The sequence below is a fragment of the Amycolatopsis sp. lyj-90 genome, from assembly GCF_046549035.1.
In the GTDB taxonomy this organism is placed as follows: domain Bacteria; phylum Actinomycetota; class Actinomycetes; order Mycobacteriales; family Pseudonocardiaceae; genus Amycolatopsis.
Window position 1 is genome coordinate 68,825 of sequence record NZ_JAJPWP010000002.1, and the last position, 19,428, is coordinate 88,252.

General features: G+C 64.2%; 16 protein-coding genes. 6 read left to right on the forward strand and 10 right to left on the reverse strand.

From position 1 onward, the window contains the following. The first annotated feature begins 180 nt into the window (after nucleotides 1-180). Nucleotides 181-2,010 (forward strand): cell division protein FtsK, encoded by a 1,830-nt coding sequence (locus tag ACLJPX_RS06145; RefSeq protein ID WP_410599145.1) that lies wholly within the window; start codon nucleotides 181-183, stop codon nucleotides 2,008-2,010. 155 nt (nucleotides 2,011-2,165) lie between these two features. Here ACLJPX_RS06145 and ACLJPX_RS06150 read toward each other — a convergent pair whose 3' ends face one another. Continuing rightward, nucleotides 2,166-2,879 (reverse strand): hypothetical protein, encoded by a 714-nt coding sequence (locus tag ACLJPX_RS06150; RefSeq protein ID WP_410599146.1) that lies wholly within the window; start codon nucleotides 2,877-2,879, stop codon nucleotides 2,166-2,168. A 454-nt stretch (nucleotides 2,880-3,333) separates the two neighbouring features. On the opposite strand from ACLJPX_RS06150, the gene ACLJPX_RS06155 reads away from it, so the two are divergent. Both ACLJPX_RS06155 and ACLJPX_RS06160 read left to right on the forward strand, forming a co-directional pair. After that, nucleotides 3,334-3,951 (forward strand): hypothetical protein, encoded by a 618-nt coding sequence (locus ACLJPX_RS06155; protein ID WP_410599147.1) that lies wholly within the window; start codon nucleotides 3,334-3,336, stop codon nucleotides 3,949-3,951. A gap of 280 nt (nucleotides 3,952-4,231) precedes the next feature. Further along, nucleotides 4,232-4,762 (forward strand): hypothetical protein, encoded by a 531-nt coding sequence (locus ACLJPX_RS06160; protein WP_410599148.1) that lies wholly within the window; start codon nucleotides 4,232-4,234, stop codon nucleotides 4,760-4,762. A gap of 135 nt (nucleotides 4,763-4,897) precedes the next feature. Here the strand turns inward: ACLJPX_RS06160 and fxlM are convergent, their stop codons facing one another. From fxlM to ACLJPX_RS06200, 8 genes are all read right to left on the reverse strand, one after another. Further along, on the reverse strand, nucleotides 4,898-6,124 hold the full coding sequence (gene fxlM / locus ACLJPX_RS06165) for a methyltransferase, FxLD system (protein WP_410599149.1): 1,227 nt from the start codon (nucleotides 6,122-6,124) through the stop codon (nucleotides 4,898-4,900). Between the two features lie 70 nt (nucleotides 6,125-6,194). Beyond that, nucleotides 6,195-7,382 (reverse strand): lanthionine synthetase C family protein, encoded by a 1,188-nt coding sequence (locus tag ACLJPX_RS06170; protein WP_410599150.1) that lies wholly within the window; start codon nucleotides 7,380-7,382, stop codon nucleotides 6,195-6,197. Continuing rightward, nucleotides 7,379-10,459 carry a lantibiotic dehydratase gene (locus ACLJPX_RS06175; RefSeq protein ID WP_410599151.1) on the reverse strand — a complete coding sequence of 1,027 codons (3,081 nt, stop codon included), beginning with the start codon at nucleotides 10,457-10,459 and terminating at the stop codon, nucleotides 7,379-7,381. The genes ACLJPX_RS06170 and ACLJPX_RS06175 overlap by 4 nt, the downstream gene beginning before the upstream one ends. 73 nt (nucleotides 10,460-10,532) lie before the next feature. After that, on the reverse strand, nucleotides 10,533-10,688 hold the full coding sequence (locus ACLJPX_RS06180; protein ID WP_192741629.1) for an FxLD family lanthipeptide: 156 nt from the start codon (nucleotides 10,686-10,688) through the stop codon (nucleotides 10,533-10,535). Between the two features lie 187 nt (nucleotides 10,689-10,875). Continuing rightward, complete coding sequence (locus ACLJPX_RS06185; RefSeq protein WP_410599152.1) at nucleotides 10,876-11,148, reverse strand: hypothetical protein; 273 nt, start codon at nucleotides 11,146-11,148, stop codon at nucleotides 10,876-10,878. 11 nt (nucleotides 11,149-11,159) lie between these two features. Then, nucleotides 11,160-11,465, reverse strand: coding sequence for a hypothetical protein (locus ACLJPX_RS06190; protein ID WP_410599153.1), 306 nt, complete (start codon nucleotides 11,463-11,465; stop codon nucleotides 11,160-11,162). After that, the gene (locus ACLJPX_RS06195) at nucleotides 11,450-12,016 is read right to left on the reverse strand and encodes a DUF4254 domain-containing protein (RefSeq protein WP_410599154.1); all 567 of its coding nucleotides are present in this window, start codon (nucleotides 12,014-12,016) and stop codon (nucleotides 11,450-11,452) included. The genes ACLJPX_RS06190 and ACLJPX_RS06195 overlap by 16 nt, the downstream gene beginning before the upstream one ends. Next, on the reverse strand, nucleotides 12,013-12,450 hold the full coding sequence (locus ACLJPX_RS06200) for a hypothetical protein (RefSeq protein WP_410599155.1): 438 nt from the start codon (nucleotides 12,448-12,450) through the stop codon (nucleotides 12,013-12,015). Before ACLJPX_RS06200 ends, ACLJPX_RS06195 begins: the two co-directional genes overlap by 4 nt. Nucleotides 12,451-12,745: 295 nt before the next feature. Between ACLJPX_RS06200 and ACLJPX_RS06205 the strand changes: the two genes are divergently transcribed. From ACLJPX_RS06205 to ACLJPX_RS06215, 3 genes are all read left to right on the forward strand, one after another. After that, nucleotides 12,746-13,609 (forward strand): helix-turn-helix domain-containing protein, encoded by an 864-nt coding sequence (locus ACLJPX_RS06205; RefSeq protein WP_410599156.1) that lies wholly within the window; start codon nucleotides 12,746-12,748, stop codon nucleotides 13,607-13,609. A 5-nt stretch (nucleotides 13,610-13,614) separates the two neighbouring features. Next, nucleotides 13,615-13,836, forward strand: coding sequence for a DUF397 domain-containing protein (locus ACLJPX_RS06210; RefSeq protein ID WP_410599157.1), 222 nt, complete (start codon nucleotides 13,615-13,617; stop codon nucleotides 13,834-13,836). A 738-nt stretch (nucleotides 13,837-14,574) separates the two neighbouring features. Next, nucleotides 14,575-17,757, forward strand: coding sequence for a DEAD/DEAH box helicase (locus ACLJPX_RS06215; protein WP_410599158.1), 3,183 nt, complete (start codon nucleotides 14,575-14,577; stop codon nucleotides 17,755-17,757). A gap of 54 nt (nucleotides 17,758-17,811) precedes the next feature. Here the strand turns inward: ACLJPX_RS06215 and ACLJPX_RS06220 are convergent, their stop codons facing one another. Further along, nucleotides 17,812-19,224, reverse strand: a complete 1,413-nt coding sequence (locus tag ACLJPX_RS06220) for a pentapeptide repeat-containing protein (RefSeq protein ID WP_410599159.1) — start codon at nucleotides 19,222-19,224, stop codon at nucleotides 17,812-17,814. Nucleotides 19,225-19,428: the final 204 nt, after the last annotated feature.

Sequence of the window (19,428 nt, forward strand, 5' to 3'; positions counted from 1 at the left end):
CGCCGGGCGCGGCCGCTGACAGCGTTGGCCATGTCGCGGCTACCCGCTCGATGGCACGACCGTAGCCACGTCACTCGACTACGCACGGAACTCGTCCGCCACGTAGTCCTCGCTCCGGTCCGGTATCCCGCCGCGGTGACCCGAGGGGTGCCGATCGCGGTACGCGCGTGGTGGTCATGGGTGTCAGTGAAGGACTTCTACGACGCAGCCAAGCAAGCACAGCAACTCGCGAACCGGTACGAAGAGATCCACCGCTTCCGGGTGCGACGCCGCTGGTGGACGCTCGCCACCACGGCAGGCGGAGGCGGCGGTCTCACGATCACGAGTCTGGTGGAGGGGCCAGTCGTCTGGTGGATCGCTGGCGCCGTCGTCACCGTCGGACTGGCGGTCACCGGACGCCGTAAGGACAAGTCCGGCCGGTCGGCGGTGATCCGGCCGCGCAGCATCGCGTGGGCAATGGACGGGAACAACCTCGTCACCGCCTTCCGCGAAGCCAAGCTCATCGGCAAGGACGAAGGACTCGCCTTCGTCCAGCTGCCGAAGCGCGACAGCGCCGGCTGGGCCGTCGTCGTGGACCTGCCCGCCAGTCGCAAAGCCAGCACCGCGATCGCGAAGCGCGAAGACCTCGCCTCCGCGTTGGCCGTCGACGAAGTCCAGCTCATCGCTGAGCGTGTCCGGGGTAAGGGCGGGCACGCGGGTCGGCTCTCGCTGTGGATCGCCGATGACGACCCGTACGAGGCGAAGCCGGTCGACTCTCCCCTGGGCGATGTCGAGAACTGGGACTTCTGGCAGCCCACCCCATTTGGCACGACCGCCCGCGGGCAGCTCGTGCACCTGCCTCTGGTGTGGACGTCGTTGCTGGTCGGCGCGATCCCGCGCATGGGCAAGACCTATGCGGCCCGGATCCCAGTCACGTCCGCTGCCTTGGACCCACACGTCCGGCTGATCGTGGCCGACGGGAAGGGCGGCAAGGACTGGAAGGCGTTCGAGCTGGTGGCCCACCGGTTCATCCCCAACGCCCGCGCCGAGTCGATCGTGCGGCTGATCGCCGTGCTCGAAGAGGTCGCGGCCGATGTCGAGAACAGGTTCGGACAGCTCGCCGAGATGGACGACGAACTCTGCCCGGAGTCGAAGGTCACCCCGGAAATCACACGCAACCCGATCTACGGCATGCCGCTGACGGTGATCGCCGTCGACGAAATCCAGAACTACTTGGAGGACGAAACCCCTCTCGACCTGGACCAGCCCAAGGGCAAGAAGCGCGGCCAGCGGGTCTTGGAGCTGCTGACATTCATCGCCAAGACCGGTCCCGCTGCCGGGTTTGTGCTGATCCTGGCCACGCAGAAGCCGGACTCGCAGGTCATCCCCGACAAGCTGCGTGGCCAGCTCGGCACCCGATTCGCACTCAAGGTCATGACCTACCAGGCCAGCGAGACCATCCTCGGCGCCGGAACATACAAGGCCGGAATGGACGCTTCCAAGCTGCTCAAGTCGCACCGAGGGGTCGGGCTCCTGCTCGGCGCGGACGGCGAAACCGACCTCGACGCCGGCGAGGCGCTCACCGTGCGAACCCATCTGCTGCACATCAAGACCATCCGGGCGGCCTGCCATCGTGGCCGTGCGTTGCGTGAGCTGGCCGGGACGTTGACTGGTGACGCGGTCGGCGAGCGGCAGATCCGGGAGCTCCCGGACGAGGTAGCGCAGCGCATCCAGCAGTCTGCGGCCGTCAACGTACCGTCCGTTTCGCCGGAGGACTCGGAGGATCCCGAGCTTCCTGAGGTGCTGGGCCTCCTGGTCGACGCCATCGATGACGCTGAGACTGGCCTGGTGGCGACAGCAGATCTTGCGGCTCGTATCAGCTGGGAGGCCAAACCACTGGGCGAAGCACTGCGCAGGCACGGTGTGCCACCACCAACGCCATCACGTCAGCGGATCAACGGGTCGCTCCATCCCGTGTCGGTCGTCGACTTGAGCACCATTCGCGCGGTGATCGGCAACATCGCCCGATGAGCGTCGGTTGGGTCCGCACAGCAATGTGCGGACCCAACCTGCCCGTTCGTGCGGACCTGAAGCACCGCCTTAGCGCGTTCAACCAGGCTCAATAGTCGGTCGTGCTAGCAGAGCTGACCTAAGCTGCCGAGCTCAAAAGGTCCGCACAGACCGTCTTACTGGCCGCCGAGTCCGTGAGTACACCTCAAAATGGTCACGTCGCTATGACTGCCAACAGACTCGATGTCAGACAGGTCGACCCGCACGACCACGTGCTGGTCGTAGAACAACAGACTCCAGTCACCGTTCTTGAGCTGGTCCGCCCGGTATTCCATATCCTGGAGGTTGGGAAGCTCCAGGCCCAACCTGACGAACTCGCTCACCAGAGCGTGCCCGCCGATCAGGATCGCGTCTTCCCGTGATAGTTCAGACCTTGCTGCTACTCGCACCCGTCGCGCCAACCACTTAAGGCCGTCCCAGGTGGCATTGCCTCCAACACCAAGTAGAAACGCAGCAACATCACCCCAGCTGTTTTGAATCCGAGGCCATTCGGGGTGCCGATTCCGCTCCTCCAGGTAGGCGAGCATGGCATCGGTATCTGTCCAGTCGTCGAGCGGAGCCCGTGCTGGTTTCTCAGCATTCGAGGGATCTGGATCGACCCAGCAGTCTGTAACCGGCAGGCCGTCGAGGCGGCGGCAGATCGCGCTGGCAACTCGAAGATCGTCAGCACCGCCAGCACAGCCTGAGGCATGCCGTCCGTCCTCGCCGACGCCGATTAACCAGAAACCTCGCGGCACTTCGACACCGAGCTCCGCAGCAGCGTGTCCCACGCGGTCCAAGTCCGTCCCCTGCTGCGCGAGCTCGGACTGACTGGTCTTCATGTCACTCATGGCGGCCAGTATCCGCCCTAGCCATGGCCGGATAGCGGCCTCGGCCAGCCAGGCAGGTCGACGCGGCCAGTTCCCGGGTTGACGGGGCTACGTACACGCAACACGATCGAGTGAATCCTCGGGGGCTTCAGTCAGCAGAACATCACAGGAAGCGGCCTAGGCCGAGCAGTAAGCACTCCCTGACCTGCAGAAACATACTTTTGAAACCAAAAACGCGCTAGGCGTAGACACACCTAGCGCGTTGCGGTACCTTTGAGAGCGGAACTCTCTTCCGAGAGCTCTAGTGACTCTACCGGTAGCTTCATGCTTGACAACTACGAAGTTACTCCCCAGACCTGGGGGTGTCAATGGCCAAACAGGACTGTTCCCTCGTTCGAGGGCCTGTTGACCTGGTGATATGGGACACGAGCCGCTTCGGACAACCGAAGGGCTTTCCTTGGCTTACGCACAGCGCGTGGTGTCGATCGGCGGACTTCAGTGGTTGGACTACGTCCAGGCTGGGCCACGTCGTGCCATGACGATGGTGACTACACAAAAGAAGACCTATCTCGACCCTGGCCCAGGTGCACCGGCCTACTACGGCCCCTTGCATGCTGGGTTTCGTCGTGCGCTGAACTCGGTGGATCCGGCTGCCGAGCTCGATCGGGTCGTTGGCCGCGCGGTCGCCTCAAACCTGGGTAAGGCGAAGGTATACCGACAGGCAGCTGACGGCTTCTTGCGGCTACTGCCGCGTGGGGCCACTGGCATCAAGGTCGCCGAGAGCGCCTGGTCAGAAGCGGAGCTGCAGGTGCGGATGCACCAAATGCTCGGTGTCCGCCTGCTCACCGGCGAGCAGCTTCTGGTGGCTCCGTATTGCAAAGAGCCTGTGCTCGACCAGGAGTCAGCAGACGTGTTGCTGTATCTGATGGAAAGTCAGGTGGAGCATATGTTGCCCGAAGCGACGCCGGTCGTGTTCGACACACGACGCGGCCGCCGTTTCAAGCTGCACCACCGAGCCAACCGCCGCCAGCTGGATGCCTTTGCGCGCGGGATGGCCGTTGGCTACGTCCGGCAATGGGAGCTCGCCGCGTAGCCCGCAGCTGACACCGTCGCTTCACCGGCCGGCCGGTCCCTGCCTCACAGTGGGACCTGCCGGGTTTCCACGCGCATTTCTCTTTCTCAGTCACGTTTCCGTTCTCGTAGACGAGCGGGTTCGTGATCGCGTTCCCCTTGCGTACTCTTGGAGACCCGCACATATGGCTAAGCACACCGTCCACGCCTACACCAGATCCGATGGCACTCGCGTTCGCTCCCACTCTCGCAAGAACCCTGTCCGCAAGAGCTCGCCTAACAGCAGCCCACCCAGCATCGGTGTGATTGCGCTGGTTGTGGCGGTTCTGTGCGGGATCGGCGGTATCAGCAAGTTCGCCTCAGAGGGGGCAGAGGAGCCAGTGGGCAACAGCTCGCCCGCCTGGATGAGCGGTGGGCTGACCTACACTCTGGTCGATTCTTCAAACGCCATGCCCTGCAGCGCACACGCCTACGGCGCCGTACTCGACTTCCTGGCTAGCCAACCTTGCAATGCGTTGAACAGGGCGCTTTTCGAAGCGTCCGACGATGGCGGGCACCAGATGTTGGTGGCGGTGTCTTGGACCGATATGCCCACCGTCGAGACTGCGGTCCAGCTACAGCAAAAGATCGACAGGTCAGGGAACGGCAACATCACCGAGCTGTCGAAGGAGAGCAACAAGTATCCGGGCGTGCCGTTCACCGGTAAGCACTACGCCTCGACCGTAAATGACCGCACCACCGTCGTAGCTCAAGCCGAACCCCTGCTGAAGGCACCATCGGCTGACTTGCTCAAGAACACCGCGAAGCTCGCGCTGAGCGCTGCGCGACCGTAAGGCTGGACAAGATCTCAGCAGTGCGTGAAGTCAGGAAGGGGGCTCGCCACCGGTGGCGAGCCCCCTTCCTGATGCCGGTAGCCGTGTCTACCCGCGTTGGCTCCGGCAGGAGAGGTCACTCCGAAGGCAGCTTAGTCACGAGCCCAACCCAGCGGGGACGGACACCACCAGACGACTGTGGCGTTTGTCCACGATGTGCGCGGAGTCAAGCTCCTCATCAGGAGTGTCGGCCGGGTACGCGGTAATGACAGGGTCCGTCGCCCGCGCGGAACCCCAGGCACGGATCTGGTCGGACAGCCGCTCAGCCAGATCGGCCCCAGCAGGCCCGTGGCCGATCGCGCCCAGCTCCGACCGCCGCCCACCGGCGTCGTCAAGACGGCGGAAGGTGAAGTACGCCAGCGAGTCCTTTTCGACAAGGGCAGGGCTACGAGACGGGATGGCGGGAGTCGCGAGTCCGGCCTCGACAGCGGCCGGATCGGCTGCGATGCGGCAAGTTCCCGGCTCAGTGCCGGTCATCCGCAGCCAGACTCCGTCGAACGGCTCGGTGTTGCCGACGGTCACCCCAGACCACACCGCGATCTTCGGAGTGGTGAGGATCCCGTGGAGCCGATCGAGGGTGATGTCCTGGTCGCCGTCCCAATAGAGGGTGACCAAGCCGTCGGGGTCGAGGTGGCCGGATAGTTCGCTGTCCTGGCCGATCATTGGGACGAAGCCACACAGCTGGACCGAGTCCGACCGGAGTCGGTCGCCTTCCTGGACGAACGCGACGCTGCGCGTCTGCCCTCGCCAGCGCAGCGGCACTACCAGGCGGCCACTGGGCGCGAGCTGGCTCCACCAGGCCGGCGGGAGATCGAACGCGCCGACGGTCAGGATGATGCGGTCGTAGGGGGCGCGCTCCTGTGCTCCGAGCGAGCCGTCGCGTGTGATGACCCGTACTTCAGGGAAGCCGTTGGCGTCCAACGCTTCCCGCGCACCGGAGGTCACCTCGTCGTCGATATCGACGGTAGTGACCTCTCCCCTTGGCCCGGCCAGTCGAGCCAAGAGGGCGGCGTTGTAGCCGGTTCCGGCGCCGATCTCCAGGACACGGTTGCCTGGTTGGACGTCGAGTTGGTCAAGCTGCATCGCGACCACGGTGGGCACGGACGCGCAGCTGAGTGCGGAGCCGTCCTCGGCGCGTTTGGTGATGACCGCCTTATTGGCGTAGGCGTCTTCGGCGGTGGCGGCGGGCACGAAACGATGGCGCGGAATCTCGCTCAAAGCTTCTTCGACGGCCTGATTGCGGGCGTGACCGGCCTGTTTGACATGGGCGACCATGGACGCGCGCAGCGCCTCGGGCGAGGTGCCGGTGGTGGTGTTGTTCATCGTGTCCTTCCATGCGGGCGGTGCGGATGGTATCCGGTGCGGTCAGGGACTTTCGGGAGTTCGGCGGGTGTCAGGCCTCCAATAGCAGGCAGGCATCCCATCGAGTGATAGGCGCGGCGTTCGTGGCCAGTTGCACCAGCTGTATCCCGGTCCGGCCTTCGAGCAGTCCGTTCCCCACGAGTGGTCCGTGCTGGTGTAGGTGGTCGATCAGACGGGCTTCGAGACCAGGCAGTAGCTGAGCGAGGCCGCCGCCCGGCGAGGCATCAGCGGCGACCCGCCTGGTGGTGTGGATCAATCCAGCCCAGCCGTGACAGACCGACGCATCCCTTAGCAAGGTGAGCTGATGCTCATCGCGAAGGCATCCAGTGAGTGCGTCTTCGGCAGTCTGCTGACGTCGGGTGTCGGCCAAGGCCAGCGCGGCGAGCTGCTGAGCGCGGACAAGGCCCGGAGTGCCGTAACACCATGACGGCCGCTGCGGGCCGGATTGGCGAACTGTCGCGGTGCGCCATTCCACGCGGGAGATGACGCCCGGCCACCACACACGGCCATCGCTGCCATGACGCCACTCGTCCAGCCACGCGGTAATCCGCTCGATGGCCTCGACCTGACCCGGCACGGTGATGCCACGTCTCAACGCTGTCGCGAGCAGTGCCAGCGGTCCGCTGATGCCGTGGGCAATCCCCAGATTCGCGTGCCCTCCCCGCCACGCGTTCGTGGTCTGGCCGCGGGGGCCGGTATGGCACCACCAGCCAGGAAGCAGGTCGCCGTCATGGCGCACGGAATCGGTCAACCGCACGAGGTAGCCGAGGACCTGCACCAGCAGCATGCTGTGACCGTGGCGGCGCAGCAGCCCGGCACCGATGCCGGTCAATCCACTGATCAGATCGAATTCGCGGAGCACAGGTAGTTCGGCCCGACCTATCCGTTCATGGGCCTTGGCCAACCGTGTCTGGGCGAGTACGGCGATATGCTCGTCAAAGTTGCGCAGCGCAGCGCCATAGCCAGGATGATCAGCCGCATGCAACGCGAATCCGACGGCCGGAACTCCGCGGTAGAGACCGGCCGCGTCGGGGCGTGCGGTCACGGGGCCGCTGGTCATCGCAGCGGACCATTGGCGGGCGAGTTCTTCAGATCCAATCCCGGTGCGAGCGTTTTCCCAGTGCAGCAGCGCGATGCCGGGCGCACCGTCTGCCAGCGACTGGCTCCATCCTGGTGCGGGCTCCACTGCTGGCGGGATCGTCGCTTCGAAGACGGTCATTGGCTGTTGTCCTGGTAGCGGGCGTGCCAGGCTAATGCGGCGTGGCGGGCCAGACGGCGGCAGACGTTCTCGCCGTCGCGGTCGATGCCGATTGCCCGGTTGTGATGCATGTGGAGCAGCGCTTCCAGCACCGCATCGGTGTCGGCAGCGGGATCGAGTCGCGCACGATAGGTCGCCAGGGCGGCGGCGCGGGCTCGCCAAGGCTCGCCGACGTGGTCAGCCCAGCCTGGCACGCCTTCCAGTCCGCCGGTCCGGGCGAGCCCGATCACTTCGTTAAGTACGGCCCGATCGACAGCGGCAGATTCCGGTGCGGGGTGGTTGCGTAGCCAGTTCATTGCCGCAGCACGAGTGCCGAGGAACCCTGCGGTGGTGTCCACCATGCCCAGTGCAACGAACCCTGCCGACCCGGCGATCCCGGTGGACAGGTGACGGAGCTGAGCCGCAACGACGGCGGAGTCTGCGGCGAACACTGCCTCGGCCGCGTCCATCGCCGTGCCGTGGCCGTACCGGCCGGTTTCCGGCAGGTACGTACCGATGGTCAGTTGCCGGACGGCGCCGTCGCGGCGCAGCCCAGCCGCCCAGTCGCCGAGCGCAGCCAGGATTCGCGCGTAGGACGCGCTGTCCGGCGTGCGCAGCCGGAGGCGGAGGTGATCCGTCTCGTTCGGGCTGCGGTAGCGCACGAACCAGAACTCCGGTGACGGGTCGAGCTCATCGAGCAATTGGGGAAGCTGATCGGCGATGATCTCGTCGATCCGTTCGGGGTGAGTGAAAACGCTGGCATGCAGCCACTTGGCGCCGTCGGAACCCGGCAGCTGCCCGTGGACGCTGTTAGTTACTACCGGGCTCCCGGCGACGCGCGGGGATGGTGCCGGCGGTCGAGTGGTGAACAGCGGTACGGCGATCTCATGGACATGACCGTCCGTCCAGCCGAGGGCGGCCTCGTCGGGTGTCTCGCCAAGGACTGCGTGACCGTGACGGGTCAGGTGAGCGTGCAGGATCGCTCGATGCGCGGCCTCGGCTAGATCGAGTGGCAGAGACCGGTCTGCGTCGCGCAGTTCCACTATGGACGGACACTGCCATCGGTCTGCCCAGGCCGACAGCGCCGCGGTCCATGCGCGGTCGTTGCATCCTGCAGCCGGGAGATCGGTGGCATCGAGGCACCAGCGCGCCGAGCACAGGATCGCGCGGCGGTAGCGCACGCGCGGCAGGAACGGCAGTCTCTGCGCGGCCGGGCCCCAGTCGAACTGGTGCCAGGTGGCACCCAGGGCGCGGGAGAGGTGGGCGAGAAACCGGGCCAGCGGTGGTGGTTGCTTCTCCAATGCGAGTGCGTGCACTACCTGCGGTTCAAGCACCTGCGCTCGGGAGAGGCTGACCAGATGCAATCCGCTGCGGGTTGCGGTGACCGCCAGATCGTCCAGCTCGATGACAGCACCTTCGGCACCAGGCTGGCCGGCCATGAGCGCTAAGCCGCGATGTTCGCCAAGGGGTAGTAGGTTTGGCAGGTACTGCGGGACGCGGCAGACGTTCTCGCCGTTCGGGTAGACCGGCGGGAACGACAGCTGCACCGGCACTCCCCCTTCGACCGTCGTGGGCAGGTCCGCGAACACCCGTTCCAGCCCGGCGTCGGGCGCGAGCGTGGTGAACCGGGAGGTGAACGTGCCTGCCGACCGTCCCGGCGCCACAGTGACCGTGAAGTCACCGCGGTTCAGCCGTTCGACGCTGCCGCACTGGATGCGGCCGGCGAGCTCCACGTGTGGCGGGAGGTTTCGCTCGATGGCCGGGTCGCCGACGGTCAGCGAGCTGATCGTGTCCTCTGTCAGGACGATCTCGCCGCTGCGATCGGCCAGAGCTGTGAACGCCAGCGCGAGCAAGATCTCGTCCCGCTCCGAAACACCCGCACGCGAAGCGGGCAGAACACTGCCGGGATAGCCGTTGGGCAGTCCCACCCCGCTGTCGGGGTCGACCACGTCGGCTAAGGGCACCAGGGTGCCAGTTCCGTAGCGTTCGCAGAACGCCACGTAGAAGTCCCGCCAGTGGGCGTGCCCGGTCGGCTGCCGAGTCAGGCGTATCAGCGCCGTCGCGGCCCACTCCATTTCCCGGACCACCGTCCCAGGCAGCACCACGTCAACGTCCAGCCGCAGATCTAGTGCCAGCGGGGTTCGCCCGGCTGCCGACAGCGTCCGCATCCGCCTGGTCAGCACGTCCCGCAGACGGCGCTGCTCCGCGCGGCCGATGCCGGGCCGGTTGTGGCGACGCAAAGCCGCCACGATGGCCTCTAGCGCCGCGAGCGTCGTCGCGGCCGCTGCGACGGTGTCCACGCCAGCGGCGTGCAACCGGGCGATCACGTACGCCAGCGGATCGGTGACGGTACAGGGGGCTCGCAGGCTTGTGACCAGGAATCCCTTTTTGACAAGGGATGTGAGCATGGCGCTAATGGTTCCTGACGCCACGCTCGGAAAGCTCTCGGCGAGCGCGGCGGCCAAGTCGGCGAAGCAGATCGGCGAAACAGCGACGGCCCGAACCGCACGCACCGCGCTGGTGTGTCGGACGCTCACTCGATTCGGGCCGTGCGGTACTTCCAGGCGCTGGCCTCGGACGGTGACCAGGTTGGAGAACACCACCTGCAGCCGCTCCAGCAAATCCGGGTCCGATTCCAAGCGGTCTACGACATCGGCAACCCACTGCGTATCGGCGCGGGCGACGGGGTGATGCTCACTGCCCCACCGTGACTTCGCGGCCGATCCGATCGACGCTGGGGCGACCCCGGCGAACAGCCCGAACGGGGTGTGACGGCCGAAGGCGCGCACGAGATATCGCATGGTCGCGACGATCGCTCGGCGTACTTGCTTCGCAGATATCGCGGCGTCGCCAAGCACGGTCTCGATGCGCCGGGCGAGACCAGAGCTGGCGATGCTGATGGCGTCGGCGACCTCGGGTCGTGCCCACGCCGTAGCCAACCAGGCGCGAGACGCCTCGATGTCGTCGAGGTCGGGCCACGTCTCGGGGCTTGAGCTCACGGGAGCGGCCGCCGCGCGGAGCAACGCGGCGCCACGATGGCGGAAGAGCGGGGCAGGCATTAGTCCTCCAGCACAGCCGTCGGGGTGGGGCCGAGCAACAAAGCGCTGCCCGGCCCCGCTGTCACCGTTCAGGTCATGCGTTGCTGGCGCACGACGACGCACAGGTGGGGTCACACCCGTCATCGGTGCCACAAGGTGCGGCCACGCCGGGGTCGACGTCGGTGAGGATGGTGAAATCCAGGTCGAACTCCGCGTCGATAGCGGCGGCCGGGACTGCTGTGGCGGTCATGAATTACTCCTAAGTGGACAGTTGTTACGAAGGATTGATGCAGAAGACGGTTGAGCTGGTCAGGCTGATCGATGCACGACACGGCGGGGATCGACCTCGCACATCGCTACCAGCCGTACCAACGTGTGCGCGCAACGTCTCCTCCTCTCCCGCAGGTGAACGGTCATCGGCACGGGCTCGGTGAGTTCTAGGAAGCGGTGAGCAGATGGCGGTGCGCGATGTTCCATACCGAGCAGGGATGGCGCCGAAGGCGCAGCCACCCCGAGCACTGTTTGCAGCGGCCTCGCTCGTCGGTTGAGTGCTCAGTCAGCAGCGCGCGGAACGCATAGGTCAGCCGGACGATCTCTGTGTCCGCGAGCGCAGCCTTGCTGTGCTGGTCACTCTCACCAGCGAGCCGGTCGAGATAATCGAGCCGATCGAACACGGCATCCCGCAGTGCGGCAGTCAGCACTTCGTCCATGGTCACGTTCCTCACTCGAAAGCCGGACCGGACGGCCACACAGGCGAGACCGGCCGCGCGGACGACGGCCAGAGGCGGGGATGCAGCTCCAGGGGGACGACGTCGCCGACCCGCAGCCGGGCGGTGTGTACGCGGGAGGCCGCGTCGTCGAAGACCGCGCACGGCCAGAACCGGCCCGCACACGTCGGGCAGTAGTCCGGCTCACCAGGATCGGGCAGGTGCCTGGTCAGATCATTGATGGCTTCGGCGGCTCGTCCTGTCGGGCTGCTCGCCGCGATCAGGATGACCTCCATCGGCCGGATTACTGCCTCCGCCACTGGTTACACCGTCCCGTCCGGGCCCGTGGCGTCTGCAACGCGGGAAGCCGACGACGCCCGAGCCGCAGATCCGTGACCAGGTCGTCGTAGGCGGCGCCTAACTCGCCGAGCTGCGCCGAGGCGAGCCGAACTCGTGGATCACTCGCGCCGACGCGGGAATCGGCGAGTGCCTGACCGCGCATCCAGACCGTCGCCATCCGCTCGATCAGTTGCCCGAGCGATTCGGTGTGCAGAACCCCTGCCCGGCCTTCAGCGAACTCGATTGCGGCCCACCGATCGATGCGCTCGATGAGGACGGCGCAGGCAGCGTCCCGCGCACATACAGTCCGGGCCGCGGCCGCCACCACGGGATCATCGGCCCGAGGATCGCCGACGATGGCGTCGACGCCGACGCGCAGCCGGTGCTCGATGGCCAGCGCTGCCGCCACGACCAGCACAGGATGGAGGTCGTCGTCAGGAGAGGCGGTGAACGCGCGGACCACCGCCGCGGCGCGCGGCAGTTGTGGGCCGACCGCCGACGCGGTCATCGGAGCAGGGATCAGGATAGTCACGAGGCCAACCCATTCGGCCGGTCAAGAACTGGCACAGGACGTCCGGACATCTCCCACCAAGTGAAGTGGACAGCGATGCGGTCCCATAGGCCCGAGGCACCGATTTCCGCACAGTGCATCCGGATGCGGTGGCTGCCGTCGTCCCAGCAGGCCAAGATCCGCACACCAGTCCGGGCCGGAACGTCAAGGAAGAGATGCTCGTCGATGCGGCGTTGCAGAGTGCAGCGCTGGTACTCCACAGTCGGAAGAGCAGCCTGCACGATCGCGGCGGCGGCCTGATGCTCGATGCCTGGCACGACCACGGCTGGCACTAGCCGGGTTGTCTGAAGCGCAGCGATCAAGTCGGCACGCCGCTCTTCGCGGCTGCCTACTTGCACTGACGCATCGACGAGGTCGGACAAGGTCGTCTTCAAAGAGACCGAGGTCGTGGCCATCAAGCGAACGCTCCTTCGCAAGTGAGCGGCGGTTACCTGACCTGACGGGGAAGCAACGCCAGGACCAGCCTCAGGCAGGAGAACCGGCAGGACAGCCCTACAGCAGGGAACGCTGAAGCACCGCCGCACGGAGAAGGCGCGCGCCCCCGGTACCGTGTCAACAATCGGAGTGACGCGGGTCATGATGACGACAGTACATCTGACGATCGTCAAAATGGATACTCCGATCGTGTGCGCTCGCGCATGCGAAACTTCGACAAGCGCGAGGGCGCTACCGGCAAGAGAGGAGCAGTGCGTGGCCACGAGTAGCCCGACTGCGCTGAGGTGGTGGTTCGCCGTCGCGATGCGGCGCCTGCGCGAAGCAGCCGGCATCAGCCGCGAGGCCGCCGCCCGAGAAATCCAGGGCAGCGTCTCGGCGATCGCGCACATCGAGAACGGTCGATCGCTGCCGAAACCCCTGGAGTTGAAGAGCCTGCTGGCGCTCTACGGCGTCGCCGAGCAGAACGAGAAGTTCCAGAGCCTGCGAGAGCGCGCCCGGAAGGGCAAGGACTGGTTCATCGGCTTCGACCAGAACGAGGTTCCCGCCGACTTCGGCCTGTTCCTCGGCATGGAATCCTCCGCCAGCCAGCTCGAAAGCTGGGACGCCCAGGTCATCCCGGGCCTGCTGCAAACCCGCGCCTACGCCGAGGCGATTATCCGCGGCAGCGACGCCGAACTACCTGACGACGAGGTTGCCAGCCGCGTAGAGCTGCGCATGGCACGTCAGCGCATGGTCTTCGAGGAAGGCGAACGCCCACTCGTCTGGCGGGTGATCGCCAGACCGGCGCTGGACTGGCTCGTCGGCGGAGTCGAGGTCATGCGCGAGCAGCTGGAACACCTGGCCGTCCTCGCCGCACGACCCGGGATCAAATTGCAGGTACTCCCCACGTCGGTCGGCGCGCACACTGGTGTCGAAGGAACCTTCACTATCCTGTCCGCGCCGCCGGAACTCGAGGATTACCACGGCTGCGTGTACGTGGAGACACTGGTCGAGCCCTACTACTACGAGGAGTTGAGGAAGATCAGGGCCTATCGCAATGCCTTGGCCGAACTCCGGGTCAAGGCCAGCAAGCCGGAGACGACACCGGCGCTGTTCCGCCAGCTAGCAAAGGAACTGTGAGCACGATGAACAACGAGGACGCCGTTGCCGCCCTCGCCACCGCGACCAACTGGCACAAGGCCTCTTACAGCAAGGAGAACGGCGGCTGCGTCGAGGTAGGGTCGATCCCCGGAGCAGTCGGGGTCCGTGACACCAAACTCGGCGCCGCAAGCCCGATCCTGGCGTTCGACCCCGCCGAGTGGGAGGCGTTCATCCGGGGCGTCAAGGACGGCGAGTTCGACATCTGACCAGCACCAACTGACGGCGTGAGACTGTCCTGGTCGTCTGACGCGACCGGGGCAATCTCCGTTTGACGGGGTTCCCGCACTGACGCCAACTCGGCGAGCAGGCACGTCATCCGCTCGGTTCCGGTCATAGCTGAGCCACCCTCGCCACTTCAAGGGCGGGTGCCTTTTAGCACATTCGTTGCGGATCCTTACCACGATTGTTGCGTTGTTTCGACTTCACCGCAACCTCCCCTCGCGGCTGGGCGCGGGCACGGCTGGCCACAACACCGGATCGATTCGTTATTGGTTCACTGCGAATGTGCTACCTGGGCCTGTTCGCCGTCTTCTGCAGCAAGCGCGAGGATGTACGAGCTCGATTGAGCCGCAGCTGTAGCAGTGCTTGGTTCCGCACAGTCTCGGTCCGGGGCCTAATGATGCGCAGCAACACACCGGGCGATCAACGCGTTGGTAGATATCGGACATCGTCTGTAGGCCACAACGTCGTCTCCCGCAGCGGTGTGGTCAGCCCGACTGTGCAACAGGACCCCGCCAGCTGCAACTCTGGCAGATGTGTCGTGCTCGCAGTGCTGCTCTTACGTCGATGGCTGTTCCTGTTGATTTAGCCGTTCGATGGGCATCTACGCCGATGGCACCCCAGAAGATGGTCCATGTGGTGTAACGATCGTCCAGGACGGAAGACTATTGGGAGTAACTAGCTCTGGGCCGTTGGCCTGCAAGCGAGAACAAACAGGGGGCGACATGGGCATCGCGACGTCAAGGGTGTGGGCCAGGCCTCTGGTAATTGAAGGCAACGCTGTTCGTCAGCTGCTCGTCGAGAAGGACCTGCTGGAAGTCGTCGAAGATGCCGGCAACCTGCGGGTCGTGGGCAAGTTCGGCGTGCGTCCCGCAACGCGTCTTGGCCACAGTGCAGACGATGGGCCGCTCACCGCTGTGGTACCCGCAGTGCATGGCACCCACAGCAGGGTGCAGTGGAACGGTTCCAATGCTCTCGCAGCGCCGGCTGAAGTCCTTCGGTCATGCGTGGGCGCGATCGGCTTCCGGGAACCGGGGGAACGCGGCAGCTTGCGGCGGCCGCAGGTTGGTGCGCTGCACTCCGTGATCGGGTACTGGTCATCCGGGTTAACCGAACCCGGGATCGTGGTGATGCCGACCGGGACGGGCAAGACCGAGACGATGCTGGCCTTGTTCGTGGCGACCCGCCCGGACCGCCTGCTGGTCATCGTTCCCACCAGCGCGCTTCGGGATCAAATCGCCGACAAATTCATCACGCTCGGGATCCTGCAGAAGGAGGGGATTGTCGCGCCCACGGCGCTGCGACCGTGCGTTGCAAAGCTCGAACACGGGATCGAGGACCCAGCCGCCGCGTCCCAGCTAGCCGCTGCCGCCAACGTGGTCGTGGCGACCCCCCAGGTACTTGGAAAGTTCTCCGTTAACGCACGAGAGGCGTTCCTGGCCGCATTCTCAGACCTGATCGTCGACGAGGCGCACCACGCTCCAGCGCCGAGTTGGACAGCGATCATCGACGCGTTCGCTGGACAACGGGTGCTGCTGTTCACCGCTACCCCGTTCCGAGAGGACGGCAAATCGCTGCCCGGCAAAATGATCTATCGATTCCCTCTCCGGGAAGCACAAAAGGACGGCTACTTCACACCTATCGACTACAAGACCGTTGTCAGCCTGGAGGACACCGACGCGGTACTGGCAGAGGTCGCGATCACGCGGTTGCGCGCTGATCTAGAGCGAGGTTATGACCACGTCATCATGGCCCGTGCCGCCAGCGTCACCCGAGCTAAGTCGATCCTCAAGATCTATCAGGCGAAGGCACCTGATCTGGCACCTGCGCTGATCTACGACAAGTTGGCCAAGTCAAAGCGCGACGCTGTGATCACGGCACTGAAGACCAGTGAGTGCCGGGTGGTGGTGTGCGTCGACATGCTGGGTGAAGGATTCGATCTGCCCACTCTCAAGATCGCAGCTTTGCACGATGCCAAGAAGAGTCTAAGTCCGATGATCCAGTTTATCGGGCGGTTTACCCGCGCAGCCTCGACCACGAATGCGCGCATCGGCACCGCGGCCGCGTTCGTGCGCAACGACCCGGGCACCGCACTGTCGCCACTGCGAGATCTGCTGCGCGAGGACGCCGACTGGAATCTTCTCCTTCGCGACATCACCGAGCGTGCCACCGAGGCCGCGGAGGAGATCACCACCTTCGACACCTCGTTCAGTGGCGGCCCGGACGACGTCAGCACTCCGTCGCTGGAGCCGAAGATGAGTGCCATTGCGCATCGCGCGCCCATCTCAGCGTGGGATCCTGAGAGGGCCTTGGACTTCTACGGGCCAGACCAGGTGCTTGACGGCAGGATCGCAGTTGGGGTGGATGGCACGCTGGCCTGGTTCGTCGTCGAGCACCGCGGCGAAGTGCCGTGGGGAGACATCCAAACCCTCGACGAATGCACCTACGAACTCATCGTCATGTACTTCGCCCAGCGCAAGCGGCTGCTCTACATTCACAGTTCAGACAACAATGGCGACTACGCCGACCTGGCCGAGGCCGTCCTCGGCGAAGGCGCCACCGCGATCACCGGGCCCGTGGTCTTCCGCGTGCTGGCCAATCTCGACCGTCTCACACCCTCGAACATCGGCCTGCTCGACGCGCGAGACCACTTCAACCGTTACACCATGTATGTCGGCAGCGATGTCCTCGAAGCGCTCGCAGAGCACGACAAACAGGGCAAGACTCAGACTCATATCGCGACCTCCGGCTTCAACCAGGGAGAGAAGGTCACCATCAGTGCCGCGCTGTCCGGACGGTTTTGGTCCATGACCACCGCGCCCAACCTCCGCGCGTGGAAACAATGGTGCGACACCCAGGGCGAAAAGCTGCTCAACGACGACATAGACCTCGTGAAGATCTTCAACGGCTTGATCGTGCCGAAAGAGGTACAGGAGCGACCCGAACACGTGCTGTTGGCCGCCGAGTGGGCGTGGGAATTCTTTGCCGGGAACGGCACGACCCTAACCATTGCCGTCGGCGAAAAGGGTTATCTCGTCACGGACGTCGAGTTCGTCGTTGACGATCACGGCACTACAGGACCGTTCGAGCTGACCTTGACCACACCTGCTTGGAAGATCTCTTACCAAGCCAAATTCACCAGCCATGGACTGCACTACGCTCCATTGGGCGATGACGCCCTCGTCTCAAATAGGCGCACCACCGTGCCTTTGCAATCATGGATCAACAAGAACAAGCCCAACCTCTTCCTGGCCGGCGACCGCCTACTGCTACCCGACGACCGCCTCCTCGAACCACAACTCGACCTCGCGCCCTTCCCCACTGACTGTATGGTCACACCTGACTGGAAGGACGTTGACCTCAAGGTCGAGTCACAAGGGAAGGACCGCCGCGTCGACTCCATCCAGGCCTACATGTCGAACCTGCTGCGCACCTCGATCACCTTCGACGTCATGGTTGACGACGATCGCGCGAACGAAGCCGCCGACCTCGTCGGGCTGCGCATCGCCGGGGACGAGCTTCAAGTGGTCCTCGTACACTGCAAGTTCTCCAGCGAGAGCAAAGTCGGCGCACGACTCAAAGATCTGTACGAGGTCTGCGGGCAGGCAGTCCGCGGAGCTAAGTGGCGTCAGCAAGGCGCGCTACCACTGCTACGACACCTGGAACGTCGCGCGAAGGCGTATCACTCCCGTACAGGAGTATCTCCGTTCGAGACTGGTGACATGACGCAGCTGCACAAGATCATGGGAATCGGGCCCCAACTCCGCCCCCGATTCCAGACCATCATCGCCCAGCCAGGCTTCTCCCGACGACAAGCCACCGCCGAACACCTGCGCGTCATCGCAGGTGCAGAGAGCTACGTCCGCGCCGTCACCGGCGGATCCTTCGACTTCTACTGCCAGGAGTAACCTAGTGCCGATCCAAGAATAGCCGTGAGGACCGGAGACTTGCGCGAAGTAGTTCTACCTGGAAAGAAGACGACTATATACCATCACAGGGCCACGAATGAGATCGTTGAGCCGACCAGCTATCCGCTCTGGCAAAGTTTCACCGTACACGCCAGGAAGGCGTCCGGCAGCCTCAGAGATGACCTCTTCGTCATCAAAGTGAGCATGACAGTCAAACTTCGCATTACGAACGCAGCCACCCCCATCAAAGGATGCCAAAACGAAAGACACATCCCCTCTGAAGACAGAAAAATCAAAAGATGTATGCCCGCCGAAAGATGCCCCATCGAAATGAACGCCGCCTGCAAACTCTACTCGATCAAAATATGCGATATCATCGAAGGATACGCACGCAAATGACGTGCTTAGAGTAAAGTTCGCCTCAGCGAATCCCGCGACCCCATAGAATTTCGCCTTCCAGAAGCTGGAACTACCGAAACTTGTCGCAGTAAATCCGGCAACACCACCAAACTCAGCCTCTTCGTAGAAGACAGCACCATTAAAGGTCGCTTCGCCGAACGTGGAGACACCACCGAAATACGCCTTATCAAAACTGGCAACACCGGAGAAATTGCATTCCTTGAAGTTTGCATTCTTTGCAAACTTTGTTTCATTGAACGCGACCTCCCCCTCGAAAGATGCACCCGAGAAGTTAACATCCTCGGTGAAGGTCGCCTCGTCAAAGGAGGCGGCATCAATGAACGTCGCTTGCTTAAAGTTGGCGACCCCTACACGAGCGCCACGCAGTGTAAAGTCCGTCAGCTGAGCGCCTGCCAGATCGATGTTGACAGCACCCCAGTATGACTCACGATCGGGCAACAAGTGAGCCACGAGTAAGCGTTGAGCGGCGAGGTGGACCTCACGCTCTTCGATCTGCGCGCGATGCTGCTCGTATCGATCACCATCCGGGTCAGCCAACGGCGGTGGACCTGGGTTTCGGAAGGACATGCGAAGGTACGCGCAGAGGACGTTGACGATGGTTTGACGTTGACTCTCGTTGTTCTGAGCCAATCGTTCAAGTGCGTAAAGCCCTGCATGCCGAAGTTGCACTTTCTCAGAGCCGAACTGCTCAACCGCTTTCAGATAGAGCTCAATGATTCGACGTTCTGTAACATCGAACCGGGCGTCCTCGGCGACTCGCTCCTGATGCGCCTGCATGGCGGCGGCAACTGCCTGTTGATGCGCGAGAACCTCATATTGGTGGTCGAGAGTTCGTTCCCGGTTATCCAGATCGGCCTCCGTGGAGCGTTGGCGGCGCCACGCGAGATAGAGCGCGAGTACGCCACCACCTGCCGCGCCGATACTCAAACCGACCTTCGCAGCGTCCAAGCGCGCTTTTACCAAGTCTGGTCCGTTCAATCCAGCGGTGGCTAGCCACCAGAGGGCGATCACGGCGCCGGCTGTCAGCGCTATGATCACGGCGGACACAACCCATATCGCTGCACTCGTCAGTCCGTTAAGCGGTTTCACTCGGACCGGAGGGCTGGTCGTAGTTGCAGGCCGTGGATCATCGGTCATGGCCTAATCTTCGCCGAGACTGACGCGAATGCTGCAGCGACAGGCCGTGCGTGCCGACCTTCACGGAGTAGTCGCCAATCCGACACTCAGCTAGATGATCACCTCAGCAGAGCT